Source organism: Pseudomonas vanderleydeniana (genome assembly GCF_014268755.2).
Taxonomy (GTDB): Bacteria; Pseudomonadota; Gammaproteobacteria; order Pseudomonadales; family Pseudomonadaceae; genus Aquipseudomonas; species Aquipseudomonas vanderleydeniana.
In genome coordinates, this window is the sequence record NZ_CP077093.1 from 5,848,346 (window position 1) to 5,865,515 (window position 17,170).

Below are 17,170 nucleotides of genomic sequence, written 5' to 3' on the forward strand. Positions count from 1 at the left end.
TGAGTGATCGACAGCGCCGGGGACAGCGCTATCTTTTGCAGCCATTCCTTTACGACCCGTCATCAGGCGATTCGCTCCAGCCCGTGGGCTCGCCACCAACGATTGGCCGATTGCGCCAATTGCTCGACGTCCCGGGTCGCATCGAGCGCCAGGGTCAGCGGCTCGCCCACCGGCGATTCAAGCGCGGCGAACTGGCTGTCGATCAGGGTACCGGGCATGAAATGGCCGGGGCGGTGGTTGACCCGTTCGGCCGCGACCGTCGGCGTCAGTTCGAGAAAGACGAAGCCCAGGCCCGGCACGGCGCCGCGCAGGCGTTCGCGGTAGCGCAGCTTCAGCGCCGAACAGGTCAGCACCGGATGCTCGCCAGCGGCCACGGCCCGGCGCAGCTCGTCGCACAGCGTATCGAGCCAACCGGCACGGTCTTCATCGGTAAGGGGAATACCGGCGCTCATCTTGGCGATGTTCGCCGCCGGGTGAAAGCTGTCGCCTTCGATCAGGGTTGCAGCGCCGAGCAGGCAGATAGCCTCACCCACACTGGACTTGCCGCAACCGGAAACACCCATGATAACCAGGGCAGTGATGGGTTGACTCATGTAACACCTCAGCACGAAGACAGCGCTGTCTTTGCCAGAGCTCTTGATACTGCAAAAGCAAAGCACAAAACACTCGTTGCCGACGCCTTCTTGTCGTTTTTATCGATTGCCGCGCTACAGCTTGCAGGTGTTTACCGGGCAGGTTCAGGCAAACCATACCCAGGCAATTGCAGGCCCATCGAGACAGCGCTACCTTAGTGCCTCGAATTTTGTTTGGCAAGCTGCCCGATGACCTCCACCAAGAACGACAAGAACGCCCGCACCACCGGCCGCCCCACCCTCAACGAAGTCGCACGCCTGGCTGGCGTCAGCCCGATCACCGCGTCCCGCGCGCTGCGTGGCATCAGCACGGTGGCCACGGAACTGGTGGAAAAGGTCCGACGAGCGGCAGACGAACTGAACTACGTGGTCAACCCCGCAGCCCGCGCCCTGGCCTCGGCCCAGAGCCATTCGGTGGTGGTGCTGGTGCCGTCGCTGTCCAACCTGCTGTTCATCGATACCCTCGAAGCCATTCACAAGGTGCTGCGCCCGCGCGGCTTCGAAGTGCTGATCGGTAATTACCACTATTCCCGCGACGAAGAAGAGAACCTGCTGCGCAACTACCTGGCCTATCAGCCAAGCGGGCTGCTGCTGATCGGTTTCGACCGATCGGAAAGCGCCCGGCGGCTGATCGAGGCAAGCAACGTGCCGTGCGTCTACATGATGGACCTCGACCCCGGCGCCGGAGTGCATTGTGTCGGTTTCTCGCAGCAGAGTGCCGGCGCCACCGCCGCCGAGCACCTGATCGCCCGTGGCCGGCGCCACCTGGCCTACATCGGGGCGCAACTGGACCAACGCACGCTGCTGCGCGGCGAAGGTTTCCGCCAGGCCCTGCAAGAGGCCGGGCTCTACGACCCGGACCTGGAGCTGCTGACCCCGCGCCCATCATCGGTGGGCCTGGGCGGCGAACTGTTCCTGCAGATGATGAACAGCCACCCCCAGGTCGATGCGATCTTCTTCGGCAACGACGACCTGGCCCAGGGTGCCCTGCTCGAAGCCATGCGCTGCGGCATCAAGGTACCGGAACAGGTCGCGGTCCTGGGCTTCAACGACTTGCCCGTGTCGGCCTTCATGGTCCCGCGCCTGAGCAGCATCCGCACCCCGCGCGAAGCCATCGGCCAACGGGCGGCGGAACAGTTGCTGAATCTGCTGGCGGGCAACGCGGTGTCCCAGCCGGTGGTGGACATGGGCTTCGAACTGATGGTCCGCGAGAGTAGCTAGTGGCCTGTACGGTTGAGTATGCGCATTAGCCACACAGGCCACTAGGTCTCAGCCAGGCACTGCACCAACGCTGCCGCACCCTTGCCCAACGGCTGGTGCTTGAGCCAAACCGCATGCACCGGCAACAGCAGGCCATTCTCGACATTCCGGAAATCCAGGCGCTTGAGGCGTCCCAGCTCCAGCAGCGGCGCCACCACCGCCAGCGGGAAGTTGCCCCAGCCCAGGCCGCTCTCGACCATCTCCAACGCCACGGACAGGCTGTTGGTCCGCCAATGGGAAGCACCGAGCAAGGGGCGTGGCTCGGACATCGGCAGATCCGGCGCCGCCACGACGATCTGCCGGACATTGACCAGGTCCTCCAGGCGTGGATTGGGTCCCAACTGCTGTAATGCCGGATGATCGGCGGCCAAGGTGGCGACCAGCCGCTCGACCCCGACGAACTGGAAGCGCTCCTGCATGTCCAGGCTCAACCCGGCAAACGCCACGCACAGGTTGACCCGGCCGCTGTGCAACAGGTGCAGGATGTCGTCCTGCGGCGCACTCAACACCTCGACGTCCAGCAGCGGATACGTCTGGCTGACAGCAGCGATCGCGGCCACCAACCGGCTGCGATCGAGGTCCTCGACCACCCCGATCGCCAGCTTGCTTTCCAGCCCCAGCGACAGCTGCACCGCATGAGCCTGCAATTGCCTGAGCTGCCCGGCGATCAGCCGCGCATGAGGTACCAGTGCAGCCGCCTGGGCGGTCGGCAACGGCTCGCGATGGCTGCGATCGAACAATGGATAACCCAGCTCGGCCTCCAGGTTGGCGATCCCCATGCTGACCGCCGACGGGACCTTGCCCAAGGCCCGCGCAGCTGCCGAGAAGGAACCCCGCTCGATCACCGCGAGGAACAGCTCGATACTGTCGCTGGAAAAATTCATACGCCCAATCTGTCAATTTTCTTGAAAGCTTCTGACTTTTTCTATCACTCAAAGTGAAGCTATCGTCGCTCCCCCTGCCAGTCCGCGCAACCACAAACGCAGACAATCCTGGCCCTCAACGAGGAGAAGACATGCAAGGCCTGAAACGCAAACTGATCTTTGTCGCGCTCTACGAAGTGATCGGCATGACCCTTTCCGCCCTCACCCTGGCGGCGCTGTCTGGCACTGCGCCAAGCAGCACCGGCCCGTTGGCGGTGATCATCACCAGCATTGCCGTGACCTGGAACTTCATCTTCACCAGCCTGTTCGAGCGCTGGGAAAGCCGTCAGCGCTCGCGCACCCGCACGGTCAAGCGACGGATCGCCCATGCCGTGGGCTTCCAACTGACGCTGATTGTCTTCCTGATCCCGCTGATCGCCTGGTGGATGACCATCAGCCTGCTGCAGGCATTCCTGCTGGATGTGGTGCTGATCATCCTGATCCCGTTCTACACCTTCGCCTTCAACTGGGCGTTCGACCGGGTATTCGGCCTGCCGCTGTCGGCGTTGCCGGAGAATCTCGCACAAAGCCGATGAGCGGCATGCAGGGCGCGAGCGATAGGCTAACGTGAGTGTTCATCAATTGGTCACATTCCGTTCGGAACACCTACAAGGAAGCCGGCATGAACCTGCCCAAAGTCCTGCTCACCGGTGCCTGCGGTCGTATTGGCAAGACGTTTTTCCTCGCCAGCCGGGAACGCTACGAGTTCGTGCTCGTCGACCGCCACCTCCCGGACTTCCCCATTGGCGGACACCGTTTCGTGCGGCTGGACCTGGACGAAAGGGACGGCCTGCCTGCGCTGCTCGAAGGTATCGACGTGGTGGTGCACCTGGCGAGCACCCCGCACCTGGATGCCTCCTTCGAGGAGTTGCTGCCCAACAATATCCTTGCCACCACCTACCTGCTGGAAGCCACGGCCAAGGCCGGCTGCCCGCGAATGGTATTTGCCAGCAGCACCCAGGCGGTCGAGGGCCATGCACCGGATCGACGGCTCACGCCGAACACGTCGGTGATGCCGGCCAACCTGTACGGTGCCAGTAAATGCTATGGGGAGGCGCTGTGCGCGTTGTATGCCGGCCAGCATGGCCTGTCGACCATCGTCCTGCGCCTGGGCGCCTTCGGACTGCCAGACGACCCTGACTGGCAGCGAACCCGCGAGCTGGATAGCTGGCTCAGCCCGCGCGACGCCGTGCAATTGTTGCAACGAGCCATCGAGGTGAAAGGGGTACGGCATGTGGTCGCCCACGGCATATCCGATAACGGCGGCAAACGCCTGGATCTGGAGGAAACCAGGCGTGTGCTGGGCTACCAACCGCTGGATGACAACTCCCGGGAAGGCAGATGGAGTGCGGCCACCCAGCTGGATGGCCCCCCCTTCATAGCGAGTTCACGTAGACCGACTTCGCGACCAGATACGGTTCCAGCGCCTCTGGTCCACCTTCGGAGCCGTAGCCCGAGTCCTTCACCCCACCGAACGGCATCTCCGCCCAGGGAGTCATCGCCTGGTTGATCCACAACATGCCGGCCTCGACCCGTTGGGTCAGACGATGCACGTTGGCGAACGAACGGGTGAAGGCGTAGGCAGCCAGGCCATAGGGCAGCCGGTTCGCTTCGGTGATCGCCTCGTCAAGCGAGTCGAATCCACGCACCGCGGCCACCGGGCCGAACGGTTCGTTGTTGAACACGTCCGCATCCAGCGGCACCCCGGAAAGGATAGTCGGCGCGAAGAAGTTGCCGGCGTTGCCGATCCGCTCGCCCCCCGTCTCCAGGCGCGCGCCACTGGCCAACGCACTCTCGACCACCTGGCTCATCGCACTCAGGCGACGCCCGTTGGCCAGCGCACCGAGGGTAGTGTCGGCTTCGAGGCCGTTGCCGACCTTGAGCGACTGGGCATAACGAACCATCTCGCGGGTGAACTCCTCGCGGATGCTGTTATGAACCAGGAACCGCGTCGGCGAAATGCACACCTGCCCGGCGTTGCGGAACTTGGCGCCGGCCATGGCCTTGACCGCCGCTTCCACGTCGGCGTCCTCGGCGATGATCACCGGTGCATGCCCGCCCAGTTCCATCGTCGCCCGTTTCATATGCTGGCCGGCAAGGGCCGCCAGGTGCTTGCCCACCGGCGTCGAACCGGTGAAGGTGACCTTGCGCACCACCGGGTGAGCGATCAGGTAGGAGGAAATCTGCGCCGGGTCGCCGAACACCAGCCCGACGACGCCTGGCGGCACGCCGGCATCGACGAACGCCCGCAGCAGTGCTGCCGGTGACGCCGGGGTTTCCTCGGGAGCCTTGACCAGGAAGGAACAGCCGGTCGCCAGCGCGGCACACAGCTTGCGCACCACCTGGTTGACCGGGAAGTTCCATGGCGTGAAGGCGGCCACCGGCCCGACCGGCTCGCGCACCACCGTCTGCTGCACCGCGACGTTGCGCGACGGTACGACCCGACCGTAGACACGCCGGCCTTCATCGGCGAACCATTCGATGATGTCGGCGGCGGAATTGACCTCGACACGCGACTCTGAGAGCGGCTTGCCCTGCTCCTGGGTCAACAGTTGCGCGATGCCTTCGGCCCGTTCGCGCAGCAGTTGCGCCGCCTTGCGCATGAGCTGCGCCCGTTCGTTGGCCGGCACCCAGCGCCACGTGTCGAAACCGCGTTGAGCGGCCGCCAGGGCACGATCCAGGTCGGCGATGTCGGCATGAGCGACCTGCCCGATCACCAGGCCGGTGGCCGGGTTCAGCACGTCGAGGGTCTTGCCGCTCTGCGCGTCGCACCACACGCCGTCGATCAGCAGCTGTGTATTGACATAGTTCGCATCGGTCATCGGTACTCTCCCAAATAATCGTTCAGGCGTTCGGATGCAGGCTACTGAACGCGCTATTGCCCAGCACTGCAAGTGATTTCTCAACAGGCCACAGCGGCAAGCCCGGCGGCAAGAGTTGTCCGCTTTCCGGCCAGGGGCTGCAGGCATGTATCACCCGGGGCGCAGAAAATCGGGCTTTGTACCAGCCGGCATACAAATTGCTCTGAGCCTTGAGTCTTTCTAACACTCAGGTATTTATCCCATGTTGGTCAATGCCCGTAACAATCCGGCGATCCAGCCTACCAACCGCTCGGACCTGGATCCCACCACCGCCGCCAACAACATGCTCTCCAGCGGCTACGTACAAACCGCCCAGGCGGCCGCCGGCGTCAGCTCGAACGCGGCCACCCAGACCGCCGCGGACAAGGTCGCCGACAACGTCAATGCCGCGTTCGCCAAGACCCGCGTGCACCTGCAGGCCAAGGTTCCGGACGTGGCCGCCGCCGCGACCCTCACCGCCACGCCGCCGACCACCCGCACCGCGCCGTCCGCCACCAGTACCGACAGCGACGCGATGAAGGAATTCAAGGATTACATGAGCAAGTCGCCGGCCGAACGCCTGCGCGAGCAGTTGCTCAAGGACCAGGGGCTGACCGAGGAAAGCTTCAAGCAACTGCCGCCTGAACAGCAGCAGGCGATCAACAACAAGATCGCCGAACGCATCAAGGAGCAGTTCAACGCCCAGACCGAGAAAAACAGTCCGAACCCGGTCGACAAGCAGACCGCCAGCGCCTTCCTCACCAGCAACACCTGATCGGGCGCGACCAGCAGGCTTGTCCGCGAGCCGGTCCCCGAGGCCGCAAGAAGCGTCGCGGACCAGCCCGCGCCGGATCAATCCAGCATTTCGAAAAGCGCCGCCACTGCCGCACTCCGGCTGGCGGTTGCACTGCAGACCAGGGCAAAGCGGCGCTCGACCGGCACCTCCAGTGACAGGATACGCAAGCCCTTGCGCTCCTTCGGCAAGGTCAGCTCCGGCACCAGGCTCACACCCAGCCCTTCGCGCACCAATGCAAAGGCGCTGCTCCATTCGCGTACTTCCACCCGTACATTCGCCAGTTGCAACCCGGCATCGGCGGCAAGGCTGCGCGCGTTCACCGTGCAACCGCCAGTCGCCAGCACGAAGGGTTCGACGACCAGTTCGGCCAGTGCCACCCGCCCCTCGGCCCCCCGTGCCGCCAGCCGGTGCCCCATGGGCAGCACAGCCACCCAGCGATCACGGCCCAACTCATGGGCCTCGCGCTCCGGTGCCGGGTTGAGCACCACCCCGACATCCACCAGATTATCGGCCAGCATCGCCTCGACCTCATGGTCGCTGACCTCCAGCGCAACCACTTCGATCCCCGGATGACGCTGGCGGAACCGCTGCAACAACGGTGGCAACAAGGTGCCCAGGACCATCGGGAAACTCGCCAGGCGGATCGTGCCCCTGGCCAGGCCCTTGGCGCTGTCGGCTCGCTGGCGAATGTTCTGCAGCGCGCCGAGCATCAGCCGCGCCTGTTCCAGCACCTGCAAGCCGACCGCCGTCGGCACCGCCTGGCGCGCTTCGCGGACGAACAACTGCACGCCGAGGGTCTGCTCCATCGCGGCCAGGGCCTGGCTCGCGGCCGACTGGGTCATGCCGACCTGTTCGGCACCGCGACTGATCGTGCCGCTATCGAGTACCGCCACCAGCAGGCGCCAATGCATCAGGTTCATCATGCCAGTCGCTGTCCTTATGGATCCTTTCTGAAGGATTAATTTTACCGGGATGGGAGACGAAGACGAGACTGCCGACCGTGTGTTTTTTCCCTTGGAGTCCACTGTCGATGAAGTTGTACTACGCCCCTGAAACCTGCTCCCTGGCCCCGCATATCGTGCTCCTGGAACTCGACTTGCCGTTCGAGCGGGTGCGGGTCGACAACCGCAGCAAGCTCACCGAGCACGGCGAAGACTTCCTGCACATCAACCCCAAGGGTTATGTCGCGGCTCTGCAACTGGACAATGGCGAGGTACTGACCGAAGGCGCGGTCATCCTGCAGTTCCTCGCCGACCTCAAGCCCACGGCCGGGCTCGCACCGGCCAATGGCAGCTGGCAACGGGTACGCCTGCAGGAATGGCTGAACTTCCTGGGCAGCGAAATCCACGGCACCATGGGGCCGCTGTTCAACGCCGCCATTGCCGAGGACGTCAAGGCCATTTTCCGTGCCCGGCTGTTCCAGCGCTTCGCGCTGCTGGAGAACACCCTGGCGCGGCAGGACCATCTACTCGAAAGCGGCTTCAGCGTGGCGGATGCGTATCTGTTCACGGTGATGCGCTGGAACCGCTTCTTCGCCATCGATCTCGCGCCCTGGCCGGCGCTGGCAAGATTCATGGAACGAGTCGGCGAGCGGCCGAGCGTGAAGGCAGCACTGGAGATCGAGTCGGCAGGGCTCACTCAGCCTTGAACACGTTCTGCTGCACCTCGATCGCCCTGGGCACCAGGTGATTGGCGAAGAACAGGTCGGCGGTACGCTGCTGGTTATCAATGGTCGCCTGGTCGATGGCCTGCAGCGGTACCCGCGAGCGATGCTCGAAATAGCGCTGGACCACCGCCCGGTCCAGACCAAGGGCCTGGGTCATCAGATCGATACTTGCATCGGCCTGGTCGAAGGATTCCTGCTGGCCCCGGCCAATGGCCTTGAGGATGGGCGCGATGCTCCGTGGGTACTGGCGAGCGAACGGGCCACTGGCGATATACAGTGAACCACCGGAGTTGAGTCCCTGGCCATCGCTGAGCAGCCGTGCACGGCCACCGAGCAGGGCTGCGGAATAGTAAGGGTCCCAGATCACCCAGGCATCCAGCTTGCCCTGTTCGAAGGCCGCCCGTGCATCGGCCGGCGACAGGTAGACCAGGTTCACATCACTGAGCTTGAGACCCGCCCGAGCCAGGCTCTTGAGAAACAGATTGTGCGAGCTGGAGCCCTTCAGCAGGGCCACGCGCTTGCCCTTGAGGCCCGCCACGCCTTGCACGCCGCTGTCCTTGGGAACGACGATGCCCTCGGTCTGGCCATCGGTCGGTTCGATGCCGATATAAACAAAGTCGATGCCGGCGACCTGGGCAAAGATCGGTGGAATATCGCCGATGTTGCCCACATCCAGGCTACCACCGTTGAGTGCCTCGATCAGTTGCGGCCCGCCGGGAAACTCGATCCATTGCACCTGGGTGCCTGGCAGGGCTTTCTCCAGCAGCTTGTGCTCACGGGCCAGGACCATGCTCACCGAGCTTTTCTGGTAACCGACCCGCAGGACCGCAGGCTCGGCGGCCTGGGCCACATGGCTCAGCAGGAGGAGGGCCAGCAGCGAGGTGCCGAACAGGGTCTTGAAGGGACTGGCCTGCTTCAGCTGGCATACAAGCCTTTGGGCGAAACGGCTGCAGGATGTTGCGGCACCGGACATGGTGGCTCCTTGAAAAAGAGTGGTACGGGATGTCCGGTAGTCCGGTGGCGGGATGCTACCAACCCGATTTATTCATTAATAATAATCAAAGAGTATTTTTATATAACCAAAGACCGCATCAACCACCTGCACCGAAGACCTTTTATAATCACTCCCCCAACTCCGCCACCAAACCCATGCCTGCTCTCGACTACAGCCCTCTCCCTCCGCCACTGCGCCCCCTGCTCGACAAGTTCTATCGGGCCCATGGTTGCGCCATGCGCGCCAGCGGCGAAGGGCAATTGTGGGTCGCCCGCGACGGCGGGATCGTTGCCGGCCTGTCACTGACCGCCGTCGCCGACGGCTTCTGGCTGACCGGCCTGTTCGTCGACCCGCAGCGGCGCGGCCAGGGCGTAGCCGGACATCTGGTCGCCAGGGCACTGGCGACGCTCGCCGGCCCCACCTGGCTGTTCTGCCATCCGGACCTGCGCGACTTCTACGCAAAACTCGGATTCAAGCCCGCCGGCCAACTGCCCCAGGCCCTGGCCGACCGACTGGCCCGCTACTCGCGCAGCAAGCCGCTGATCGCCCTGGGCATAGAACCATTGGTTAGCTCGACTGCGGAAAATGTGTGATCAGCCACCGTTGGCTGCGTGGTAGCCTCGGGAATCCACCCGTTCCTGACAGGATGATCATGAACCGTACGCTCGTGGCTTTATCCCTCACCGCCCTGCTCACTCCCGTCCTCGCCCAGGCGGCAGCCAGCGACACGACCATCACCGATGCCCAATATGCCAAGGTCCTGGCCGGCAGTTGGCGTACCCCGGAGAACAGCGTGCGCGACGTCTATCGCCACCCTCGGCAGACCTTGCAGTTCTTTGGCCTGCAGGCCAACCAGACGGTAATCGAAATCACCCCGGGTGGTGGCTGGTACAGCGAAGTCCTCGCACCGCTGCTGAGGAACCAGGGCCAGTACATCGCGGCCGTGCAGGCCCCCTCGAGCAGCGATTACGCCAGGCGCTCGGCCGAAAGCCTGCAACAGAAGTTCACCCGGGACCCGAGCCAGTACGTGCGGGCGCGCATCGTCGAGTTCGATCCCCAGGCCCCGGTGCTGGGCAAGCCGGATTCGGCCGACCGGGTGCTGACTTTCCGCAACGTGCACAACTGGGTCCTGGCCGATGACGCGCCGGCGATGTTCTCCGCCTTCTTCAAGGTGCTCAAGCCGGGCGGCGTGCTGGGCGTGGTGGATCATCGCGCGAAGGAAGGTACGGACCTGGAAAGCATCAAGCGCAGCGGCTACCTGCCCACCGCCTACGTGGTGAAACTGGCCACCGATGCCGGCTTCGTCCTGGAAGCGCAGAGCGAGGTCAACGCCAACCCGAAGGATACCAAGGACTATCCGGACGGCGTCTGGACCCTGCCCCCCACGCTGCGCCTGGGTGAACGGGACAAGGCCAGGTACCAGGCCATCGGCGAATCGGACCGCCTGACCCTGCGCTTCGTCAAGCCAAGCAAGGTGGCGGCCCGCTGACCTGGCGCCTCAGTCGTCGGCGGCCGGGTCCAGATCGGGGAACAGCACCTGGGTGAAACCGAACTTGCTGAAGTCGCTGATCCGCGAAGGATACAGCCGTCCGATCAGGTGATCGCATTCATGCTGCACCACCCGCGCATGAAACCCTTCGGCGACCCGCTCAAGCGGCTCGCCCTTGGGGGTGAAGCCTTCGTAGCGGATACGCCGGTAGCGGTCCACCGCCCCGCGCAGCCCCGGCACCGACAGGCAGCCTTCCCAGCCCTCCTCCAGCTCCGGTCCCAGCGGCGTGATCAGCGGGTTGATCAGGATCGTCTGCGGCACCGCCTCGGCATCCGGGTAACGCTCGCTGCGTTCGAAGCCGAAGATCACCAGCTGCAGATCCACACCGATCTGCGGTGCGGCCAGGCCGACTCCACCGACGTGCTGCATGGTTTCGAACATATCGTCGATCAGTTGCCAGAGTTCGGCGCTGTCGAACATCTCCGGAGGGACCGGCGGCGCTACGCGCAGCAGGCGAGGATCACCCATCTTCAGGATTTCACGGATCATGATCAGGTTTCGTCAGTGGTCGGTTTGAAGGAGTGCTCGTGCCCCAGTACGCGGACAGGCGCCCGGTCGCCCTGTTCAGGAAAATCCTTCTCGCCAGGATCCTTGCCTTCGGACGACATGTGTTCGATCACCGCGTTCATCTCCGCCCCCAGCAGCAGTACCGCGGCCGAAATGTAGAAATACAGCAACAGCACGATGATCGCCCCGATACTGCCATACATCGCGTTGTAGTCGGCAAAGGTTTTCACGTAGTAGCCAAAACCCAGCGAAGCGACGATCCACACCACCACCGCGAGTACCGAACCCGGGGTGATGAACACGAACTTCTGCTTCACGTCCGGCATCACGTAGTACATCAGCGCCACGGAAAACATCAGCAGTATCACGATCACCGGCCAGCGCAGGACGGTCCAGAGCGTCACCACGAACTCTTCCATGCCGATCTGCCCCGCCAGCCAGCTCATCACCTGTGGCCCGAGGACCATCAGCGCGGCGGCCGCCAGCAACATGCCGGCGATACCCACGGTGTAGAAAATCGACAATGGCAGGCGCTTCCAGATCGGTCGGCCTTCCTGCACGTCGTAGGCGGCGTTCATGGCGCTCATCATCAGCCGCACGCCCGCCGAGGCGGTCCACAGGGCAATCACGATACCCACCGACAACAGCCCCCCCTTGGACTGCTGCAACTGGTCGATCACCGGGTTGACCTGGTCCAGCGCCTGGGGCGGCAGTACCAGTTCCGACTGCATGCGCAACCAGCTGAAGAAGTCCGGCAGGTGCAGGAAACCGATCAGGGCAATCAGGAACAACAGGAAGGGGAACAGCGAAAACAGCATCTGGTAGGCCAGGGCCGAAGCATAGGTCGGCATCTCGTCGGCGACGAATTCCTGGACCGTACGTATCAGCACGCGGTGCAGGGGCAGGCCGCGCAAGTCCGGAAAAATCATAGCGTCTCCTTTCGCCGCAATCATGGAGTCAGTCAGGGCGACTCAAGGGTGGTTTTCTACTCACGGTAGCGCAGTTGGCAAGGGGTAAACAATTTCCGGGTTTGACACCGACCTGCCGCAACAGCAGAACGGCCATCCTTGGATGGCCGCTCGGTCACTCATCAATCAGGCACTCAGGCCCGGTCGATACCTTTCTTGATCGTCTCCTTGACGTTGCCCTTGGCCTTCTGGGCTTCGCCTTTCAATTCCTGGGCCTTGCCTTCGGCACGCAGGCGATCATTGTCGGTAGCCTTGCCAATGCCCTGCTTGATGTTACCAACCGCTTCGTTCGCCGTGCCTTTGATCTTATCGCCAGTGCTGCTCATGATATTTCTCCGTTGGGAAAATGCGGGGTATCAGTGTCGCTACATAACGTTGACCCGAGGGTTTTGCCGAGAGTTTCATTTTTTTTCGTCGGTTCTTTCATCGCGATAGGCAGGTTTACCTTTATGTTTGCCGGCCAACCCCCGAGAATAGGCGGCAGATTCAGGCTACGGCGCTGAAGATCGATAACGGTAGGAAAGTGATGAAACTCGATAAAAAGCAGGCGATTGCCCGCAGGAACCAGGAACTGGGTGGTGCGGTGTTGGGCACGAACAACTGCCACTTCACCGAGCTGAGTCGCAACCGGAACATCTGGTGGTTCGACATCCCGCTGGGACGCCTGGCGATCGGCCAGTACGAATGGGTGCATCTGCTGCTGCACACACCGAGCACCGACCAGTTGCTGCACCTGAAGGTGCCGACGGTGTTCCTGCGCGAGAAACTCGAGGGCCTGGTGGTGCGTAACGCCGGCAAGCGCAAACCGACCGTGAGCCTGGAACTGAGCGCGGACAAAGACGCGTTTCTCCAGGATGTACGGCCCAACGGTACCGGCGTGAACTTCGCACAGTTCCAGCAGTAGTCCAAACGCATGGCTGACGGACTCGTCTGGCGAGCGGGCGGTGTGGCGAGCGGGCTTGCCCGCGCTGGGGCGCGAAGCGGCCCTGAAACCGCCCCCCATTCAGCCAGGGTCAATCGCGGTGCCTGCTTTGCGGCTGCCCCGCAGCCGAGCGCGGGCAAGCCCGCTCACCACAACAGCAAAACCCGCCTGCAGAGCGCCCCTGAACGAAAAAGCCCCGCAATGCGGGGCTTTGTCTTTTTCGGCACAAGCGTCAGGCGGTCTTCTTCAGGCCCAGCTTCTTCAGCTCTTCGTCACGCAGTTCGCGACGCAGGATCTTGCCGACGTTGGTGGTCGGCAGGGCATCGCGGAACTCGACGAACCTGGGCACCTTGTAGCCGGTGACGTTGGCGCGCATGTGCTCCATCACCTGGTCCTTGGTCAGGGTCACGCCCGGCTTGGCGACGATGAAGATCTTGATCACCTCGCCCGACTTCTCGTCCGGCACGCCGATGGCGGCACATTGCAGCACGCCCGGCAGGGTCGCGAGCACGTCTTCCAGTTCGTTCGGATAGACGTTGAAGCCCGACACCAGGATCATGTCCTTCTTGCGGTCGACGATCCGCATGTAGCCATCAGGCTGGATGATCGCGATATCGCCGGTCTTCAACCAGCCTTCGCTGTCGAGGATCTCGTCGGTGGCATCCTGGCGCTGCCAGTAGCCCTTCATGACCTGGGGGCCCTTGATGCACAGCTCGCCGACTTCACCCAGCGGCAGCTCGACGCCAGCGTCGTCGATCACCTTGCACAGGGTCGACGGCATCGGGATGCCGATGGTGCCCTGCTGGATCTTCTGGCTGGGGTTCACCGAAGCCACCGGGCTGGTCTCGGTCATGCCATAGCCTTCACAGATGGCACAGCCGGTCACGGCCTTCCAACGCTCGGACGCCGCCAGTTGCAGAGCCATGCCGCCCGACAGGGTGACCTTGAGGGCAGAGAAGTCCAGCTTGCGGAACGCCTCGTTGTTGCACAGCGAGACGAACAGGGTGTTCAGGCCGACGAAGGCGCTGAACTTCCACTTCGACAGTTCCTTGACCATCGCCGGCAGGTCGCGCGGGTTGCTGATCAGAATGTTGTGGTTGCCCAGCAGCATCACCGCCATGCAATGGAAGGTGAAGGCATAGATGTGGTACAGCGGCAGCGGCGTGATGACGATCTCGCAGCCTTCCCGCAGTTCCGACCCCATCAGCGCCTTGCACTGCAGCATGTTCGACACCAGGTTGCGGTGGGTCAACATCGCGCCCTTGGCCACGCCGGTGGTACCACCGGTGTACTGCAACACGGCCACGTCACTGCTGGCCGGGTTGGCTTCCTTGACCGGCTGGCCCAGGCCCTTGCTCAGCACGTCATTGAATTTGACGGCCTTGGGCAGGTGGTAGGCCGGCACCATCTTCTTCACATACTTGACGACGCTGTTGACCAGCAGGCGCTTGAGCGGTGGCAGCATGTCGGCCACTTCGGTGACGATGACATGGCGCACTCCGGTCTTGGGTACGACCGTCTCGGCCAGATGCGCCATGTTCGCCAGGCACACCAGCGCCTTGGCACCGGAGTCGTTGAACTGGTGTTCCATTTCCCGCGCGGTGTACAGCGGGTTGGTGTTGACCACGATCAGGCCGGCGCGAATGGCACCGAACACGGCGATCGGATATTGCAGCAGGTTCGGCAACTGCAGGGCGATGCGGTCGCCCGGCTGCAGGTCCGTATGCTGTTGCAGGTAGGCAGCGAAGGCCCCGGACAACTCATACAACTCACCATAGGTGAGCGTCTTGCCGAGGTTGCTAAAGGCCGGCTTGTTGGCGAATCGTTGGCAAGACTGTTTCAATACCGTCTGAACATTCGGGTACTCATCGGGATTGATTTCGGCAGCAATCCCAGCCGGGTACTTATCCTTCCAAAAGTCTTCGATCATGGAAGCCCACTCCTCAGCAACGCGAATTCAGCACCGCATTTGATGCGATTATTATTTGTCTGTGTTTGTTATTGGGTGATCTGGCTTTAACCTACGCCGAGAAGTCACAAAGCGCGCCGAGAGTAGCAGCTTTGCCGAGGGTCGACTAGAGCCAAACACGGCCCCTACAGTCATAAACATGACTCAAGAACAGCAATCGGTCATTTTAGAGTAAAAATTCTATTCTTCTGATTTTCCGCTCTAGGGCGGTGTTTTCAGAAGCAAAAAGCTTCGCGGGCAAGCCGCGCTCCTACAGTTCAGCGTCGTCCATCAACAGAACGCACGGCAATGAACTGTAGGAGCGTGGCTTGCCCGCGAAGAGATCCGCAAGGTCGCCGATGTCTACCCGCTAGGCGATGTCGCGCAACTCGCGCCGCAGGATCTTGCCTACCGGCGTCATCGGCAGCGAATCACGCAGCACGATGTGCTTGGGCACCTTGTAGGCGGTGAAGTTTTCCTTGCAGTAGGCCTTGAGTTCCTCGACGCTGACCCCCGCCTCCCGCGCTACCACGAACAGCTTCACCGCCTCGCCGGAACGTTCGTCCGGTACGCCGATCACCGCGCAGTTGGCGACTTTCGGATGGGCCATCACCACGTCTTCGATTTCGTTGGGGTACACGTTGAAACCGGAGACGATGATCATGTCCTTCTTGCGGTCGACGATGCGGACAAACCCGTCCGGGTCGATCACCGCGATATCCCCGGTCTTGAACCAGCCCTCGTCATCGAGCACCTCGGCCGTCGCCTGCGGCTGCTGCCAGTAGCCCTTCATCACCTGCGGGCCCTTGATGCACAGCTCGCCTGGCTGCCCCAGCGGTTGCTCGACGCCATTGTCATCGGTGACCTTCAAGGCCGTGCCCGGCAGTGGCAGGCCGACCGTACCCAGGCGGCCGAGTTCGCCGTAGGGGTTGGTGCAGGCGACCGGCGAGGTCTCGGTCAGGCCGTAGCCTTCGGTGATGCGGCAGCCCGTGGCTTTCTGCCAACGCTCGGCCGTGGCCTTGACCAGCGCGGTACCGCCGGAGTTGGTGAGCTTGAGCGCGGAGAAATCCAGGTTCTTGAACTCCGGATGCTCCATCAGCGCGACGAACAGCGTGTTGAGTCCCAACAGAGCGGAAAACCGCCACTTCTTCAATTCCTTGACGAAGCCACCGATGTCCCGTGGGTTACCGATCAGCACGTTATGGTTGCCGGTGACCATCATGCACATGCAATTCGCGGTGAATGCATAGATGTGGTACAGCGGCAGCGGTGCAATCACCACCTCCTGGCCTTCCTTGAGCAGCGGGTGACCGTCGGTGCCCGTCTGGGACATGCACGCGCGCGCCTGCTGCATGTTCGCCACCAGGTTGCCGTGGGTGAGCATCGCGCCCTTGGCCAGCCCCGTGGTGCCGCCGGTGTACTGCAGCACCGCAATATCGTCGAGGCCGGCCGTCGATGGCTGGATGCCCTGGCCACGGCCCCTGTGCAGGGCACTCTTGAACGAAATGGCCTGGGGCAACTGGTAGGGCGGCACCAGTTTCTTGACCTTGTCGACCACCAGGTTGGTCAGCCAGCCCTTGGCCGGCGACATCAGGTCGCCCATCTTCGCCTCGATCAGGAACTCGATGCCGGTATCGGGCAGCACTTCCTGGACCTTCGAACCGAACAGGTTCAGGTACACCAGCGCACGGGCACCGGAGTCCTTGAACTGGTGGCGCATCTCGCGCACGGTGTACAGCGGGTTGGTGTTGACCACCACCAGGCCGGCGCGCATGGCGCCGAACACGGCGATCGGATAGTGCAGGACGTTGGGCAATTGCACCGCAATGCGATCACCCGGGCGCAGGTCGGTGTGGTTTTGCAGGTAGCCGGCGAAGGCCGCGCTGTAGCGCTCCAGTTCGGCGTAGGTCAGAGTCACGCCCATGCTGCTGAAGGCCGGACGATCCGCGAACTTCTTGCAGGACCGCTCGAACACCTCGATCACCGACTTGTAGGCCCCCGCTTCGATAGCCAGGGGGACGCCGGCCGGGCGTTTGTCATTCCAGAAATCAGGTTGCATTGTTGTTGTCCTCTTGCCTGAGCCTATCCGGAGCCGCTTCGCCGAAGCGAAAGCGTTCATTGGCGGACGGTAGCAGCAATGGGGAATCAGGCAAATATGCCGGACA

General features: G+C 62.9%; 17 protein-coding genes and 1 pseudogene. 8 read left to right on the forward strand and 10 right to left on the reverse strand.

Annotated features, from left to right (window positions below; all coding sequences use genetic code 11):
• Positions 1-62: 62 nt before the first annotated feature.
• Positions 63-593 (reverse strand): gluconokinase, encoded by a 531-nt coding sequence (locus HU752_RS26275; RefSeq protein WP_186687165.1) that lies wholly within the window; start codon positions 591-593, stop codon positions 63-65.
• Positions 594-821: 228 nt separating this feature from the next.
• On the opposite strand from HU752_RS26275, the gene gntR reads away from it, so the two are divergent.
• A complete protein-coding gene (gene gntR / locus HU752_RS26280; RefSeq protein WP_186687163.1) occupies positions 822-1,853 on the forward strand; it encodes an HTH-type transcriptional regulator GntR in 1,032 nt (343 codons plus the stop codon).
• Between the two features lie 41 nt (positions 1,854-1,894).
• On the opposite strand, the gene HU752_RS26285 is transcribed toward gntR, so the two are convergent.
• Positions 1,895-2,776 carry a LysR family transcriptional regulator gene (locus HU752_RS26285; RefSeq protein WP_186687161.1) on the reverse strand — a complete coding sequence of 294 codons (882 nt, stop codon included), beginning with the start codon at positions 2,774-2,776 and terminating at the stop codon, positions 1,895-1,897.
• Positions 2,777-2,907: 131 nt separating this feature from the next.
• Here HU752_RS26285 and HU752_RS26290 point away from each other — a divergent pair, with 131 nt between their 5' ends.
• Together HU752_RS26290 and HU752_RS26295 are read left to right on the forward strand one after the other, a co-directional pair.
• Entirely contained in the window at positions 2,908-3,351 is a 444-nt protein-coding gene (locus HU752_RS26290; protein WP_186687159.1) for a PACE efflux transporter, read from the forward strand.
• 86 nt (positions 3,352-3,437) lie between these two features.
• A pseudogene (locus HU752_RS26295) lies at positions 3,438-4,151 on the forward strand (NAD-dependent epimerase/dehydratase family protein); the annotation flags it as partial.
• A 40-nt stretch (positions 4,152-4,191) separates the two neighbouring features.
• On the opposite strand, the gene HU752_RS26300 reads toward HU752_RS26295, so the two are convergent.
• Entirely contained in the window at positions 4,192-5,637 is a 1,446-nt protein-coding gene (locus HU752_RS26300; RefSeq protein WP_186687146.1) for an NAD-dependent succinate-semialdehyde dehydrogenase, read from the reverse strand.
• Between the two features lie 241 nt (positions 5,638-5,878).
• Here HU752_RS26300 and HU752_RS26305 point away from each other — a divergent pair, with 241 nt between their 5' ends.
• The gene (locus HU752_RS26305; protein ID WP_186687144.1) at positions 5,879-6,430 is read left to right on the forward strand and encodes a hypothetical protein; all 552 of its coding nucleotides are present in this window, start codon (positions 5,879-5,881) and stop codon (positions 6,428-6,430) included.
• 77 nt (positions 6,431-6,507) lie between these two features.
• Here HU752_RS26305 and HU752_RS26310 read toward each other — a convergent pair whose 3' ends face one another.
• Positions 6,508-7,374 (reverse strand): LysR family transcriptional regulator, encoded by an 867-nt coding sequence (locus HU752_RS26310; protein WP_186687142.1) that lies wholly within the window; start codon positions 7,372-7,374, stop codon positions 6,508-6,510.
• 107 nt (positions 7,375-7,481) lie between these two features.
• Here HU752_RS26310 and gstA point away from each other — a divergent pair, with 107 nt between their 5' ends.
• Positions 7,482-8,099 carry a glutathione transferase GstA gene (gstA, locus tag HU752_RS26315; RefSeq protein WP_186687140.1) on the forward strand — a complete coding sequence of 206 codons (618 nt, stop codon included), beginning with the start codon at positions 7,482-7,484 and terminating at the stop codon, positions 8,097-8,099.
• Here gstA and HU752_RS26320 read toward each other — a convergent pair.
• Positions 8,086-9,090: an aliphatic sulfonate ABC transporter substrate-binding protein gene (locus HU752_RS26320; RefSeq protein WP_186687138.1), complete on the reverse strand. Its 1,005-nt coding sequence runs from the start codon at positions 9,088-9,090 to the stop codon at positions 8,086-8,088. The genes gstA and HU752_RS26320 overlap by 14 nt on opposite strands.
• Positions 9,091-9,266: 176 nt before the next feature.
• Between HU752_RS26320 and HU752_RS26325 the strand changes: the two genes are divergently transcribed.
• Positions 9,267-9,704: a GNAT family N-acetyltransferase gene (locus HU752_RS26325; RefSeq protein WP_437182292.1), complete on the forward strand. Its 438-nt coding sequence runs from the start codon at positions 9,267-9,269 to the stop codon at positions 9,702-9,704.
• A 59-nt stretch (positions 9,705-9,763) separates the two neighbouring features.
• Positions 9,764-10,600, forward strand: a complete 837-nt coding sequence (locus HU752_RS26330) for a class I SAM-dependent methyltransferase (protein ID WP_186687135.1) — start codon at positions 9,764-9,766, stop codon at positions 10,598-10,600.
• A gap of 9 nt (positions 10,601-10,609) precedes the next feature.
• Here the strand turns inward: HU752_RS26330 and def are convergent, their stop codons facing one another.
• From def to HU752_RS26345, 3 genes are all read right to left on the reverse strand, one after another.
• A complete protein-coding gene (def, locus tag HU752_RS26335) occupies positions 10,610-11,149 on the reverse strand; it encodes a peptide deformylase (protein WP_186687132.1) in 540 nt (179 codons plus the stop codon).
• Positions 11,150-11,151: 2 nt separating this feature from the next.
• A complete protein-coding gene (locus HU752_RS26340) occupies positions 11,152-12,096 on the reverse strand; it encodes a YihY/virulence factor BrkB family protein (RefSeq protein WP_186687129.1) in 945 nt (314 codons plus the stop codon).
• 173 nt (positions 12,097-12,269) lie between these two features.
• Positions 12,270-12,461, reverse strand: coding sequence for a CsbD family protein (locus HU752_RS26345; RefSeq protein WP_186687126.1), 192 nt, complete (start codon positions 12,459-12,461; stop codon positions 12,270-12,272).
• Between the two features lie 200 nt (positions 12,462-12,661).
• Here HU752_RS26345 and HU752_RS26350 point away from each other — a divergent pair, with 200 nt between their 5' ends.
• Positions 12,662-13,039, forward strand: a complete 378-nt coding sequence (locus HU752_RS26350) for a hypothetical protein (RefSeq protein ID WP_186687123.1) — start codon at positions 12,662-12,664, stop codon at positions 13,037-13,039.
• 250 nt (positions 13,040-13,289) lie between these two features.
• Here HU752_RS26350 and fadD1 read toward each other — a convergent pair whose 3' ends face one another.
• Positions 13,290-14,987: a long-chain-fatty-acid--CoA ligase FadD1 gene (gene fadD1, locus HU752_RS26355; protein WP_186687119.1), complete on the reverse strand. Its 1,698-nt coding sequence runs from the start codon at positions 14,985-14,987 to the stop codon at positions 13,290-13,292.
• A 388-nt stretch (positions 14,988-15,375) separates the two neighbouring features.
• Positions 15,376-17,064, reverse strand: a complete 1,689-nt coding sequence (gene fadD2, locus HU752_RS26360; protein WP_186687116.1) for a long-chain-fatty-acid--CoA ligase FadD2 — start codon at positions 17,062-17,064, stop codon at positions 15,376-15,378.
• Positions 17,065-17,170 lie beyond the last annotated feature (106 nt).

Excerpts from the sequence above, each read along its gene's own strand:
- HU752_RS26275 (WP_186687165.1), bottom strand. The coding sequence starts at position 593 with ATGAGTCAACCCATCACTGCCCTGGTTATCATGGGTGTTTCCGGTTGC.
- gntR (WP_186687163.1), top strand. The coding sequence starts at position 822 with ATGACCTCCACCAAGAACGACAAGAACGCCCGCACCACCGGCCGCCCC.
- HU752_RS26285 (WP_186687161.1), bottom strand. The coding sequence starts at position 2,776 with ATGAATTTTTCCAGCGACAGTATCGAGCTGTTCCTCGCGGTGATCGAG.
- HU752_RS26290 (WP_186687159.1), top strand. The coding sequence starts at position 2,908 with ATGCAAGGCCTGAAACGCAAACTGATCTTTGTCGCGCTCTACGAAGTG.
- HU752_RS26300 (WP_186687146.1), bottom strand. The coding sequence starts at position 5,637 with ATGACCGATGCGAACTATGTCAATACACAGCTGCTGATCGACGGCGTG.
- HU752_RS26305 (WP_186687144.1), top strand. The coding sequence starts at position 5,879 with ATGTTGGTCAATGCCCGTAACAATCCGGCGATCCAGCCTACCAACCGC.
- HU752_RS26310 (WP_186687142.1), bottom strand. The coding sequence starts at position 7,374 with ATGATGAACCTGATGCATTGGCGCCTGCTGGTGGCGGTACTCGATAGC.
- gstA (WP_186687140.1), top strand. The coding sequence starts at position 7,482 with ATGAAGTTGTACTACGCCCCTGAAACCTGCTCCCTGGCCCCGCATATC.
- HU752_RS26320 (WP_186687138.1), bottom strand. The coding sequence starts at position 9,090 with ATGTCCGGTGCCGCAACATCCTGCAGCCGTTTCGCCCAAAGGCTTGTA.
- HU752_RS26325 (WP_437182292.1), top strand. The coding sequence starts at position 9,267 with ATGCCTGCTCTCGACTACAGCCCTCTCCCTCCGCCACTGCGCCCCCTG.
- HU752_RS26330 (WP_186687135.1), top strand. The coding sequence starts at position 9,764 with ATGAACCGTACGCTCGTGGCTTTATCCCTCACCGCCCTGCTCACTCCC.
- def (WP_186687132.1), bottom strand. The coding sequence starts at position 11,149 with ATGATCCGTGAAATCCTGAAGATGGGTGATCCTCGCCTGCTGCGCGTA.
- HU752_RS26340 (WP_186687129.1), bottom strand. The coding sequence starts at position 12,096 with ATGATTTTTCCGGACTTGCGCGGCCTGCCCCTGCACCGCGTGCTGATA.
- HU752_RS26345 (WP_186687126.1), bottom strand. The coding sequence starts at position 12,461 with ATGAGCAGCACTGGCGATAAGATCAAAGGCACGGCGAACGAAGCGGTT.
- HU752_RS26350 (WP_186687123.1), top strand. The coding sequence starts at position 12,662 with ATGAAACTCGATAAAAAGCAGGCGATTGCCCGCAGGAACCAGGAACTG.
- fadD1 (WP_186687119.1), bottom strand. The coding sequence starts at position 14,987 with ATGATCGAAGACTTTTGGAAGGATAAGTACCCGGCTGGGATTGCTGCC.
- fadD2 (WP_186687116.1), bottom strand. The coding sequence starts at position 17,064 with ATGCAACCTGATTTCTGGAATGACAAACGCCCGGCCGGCGTCCCCCTG.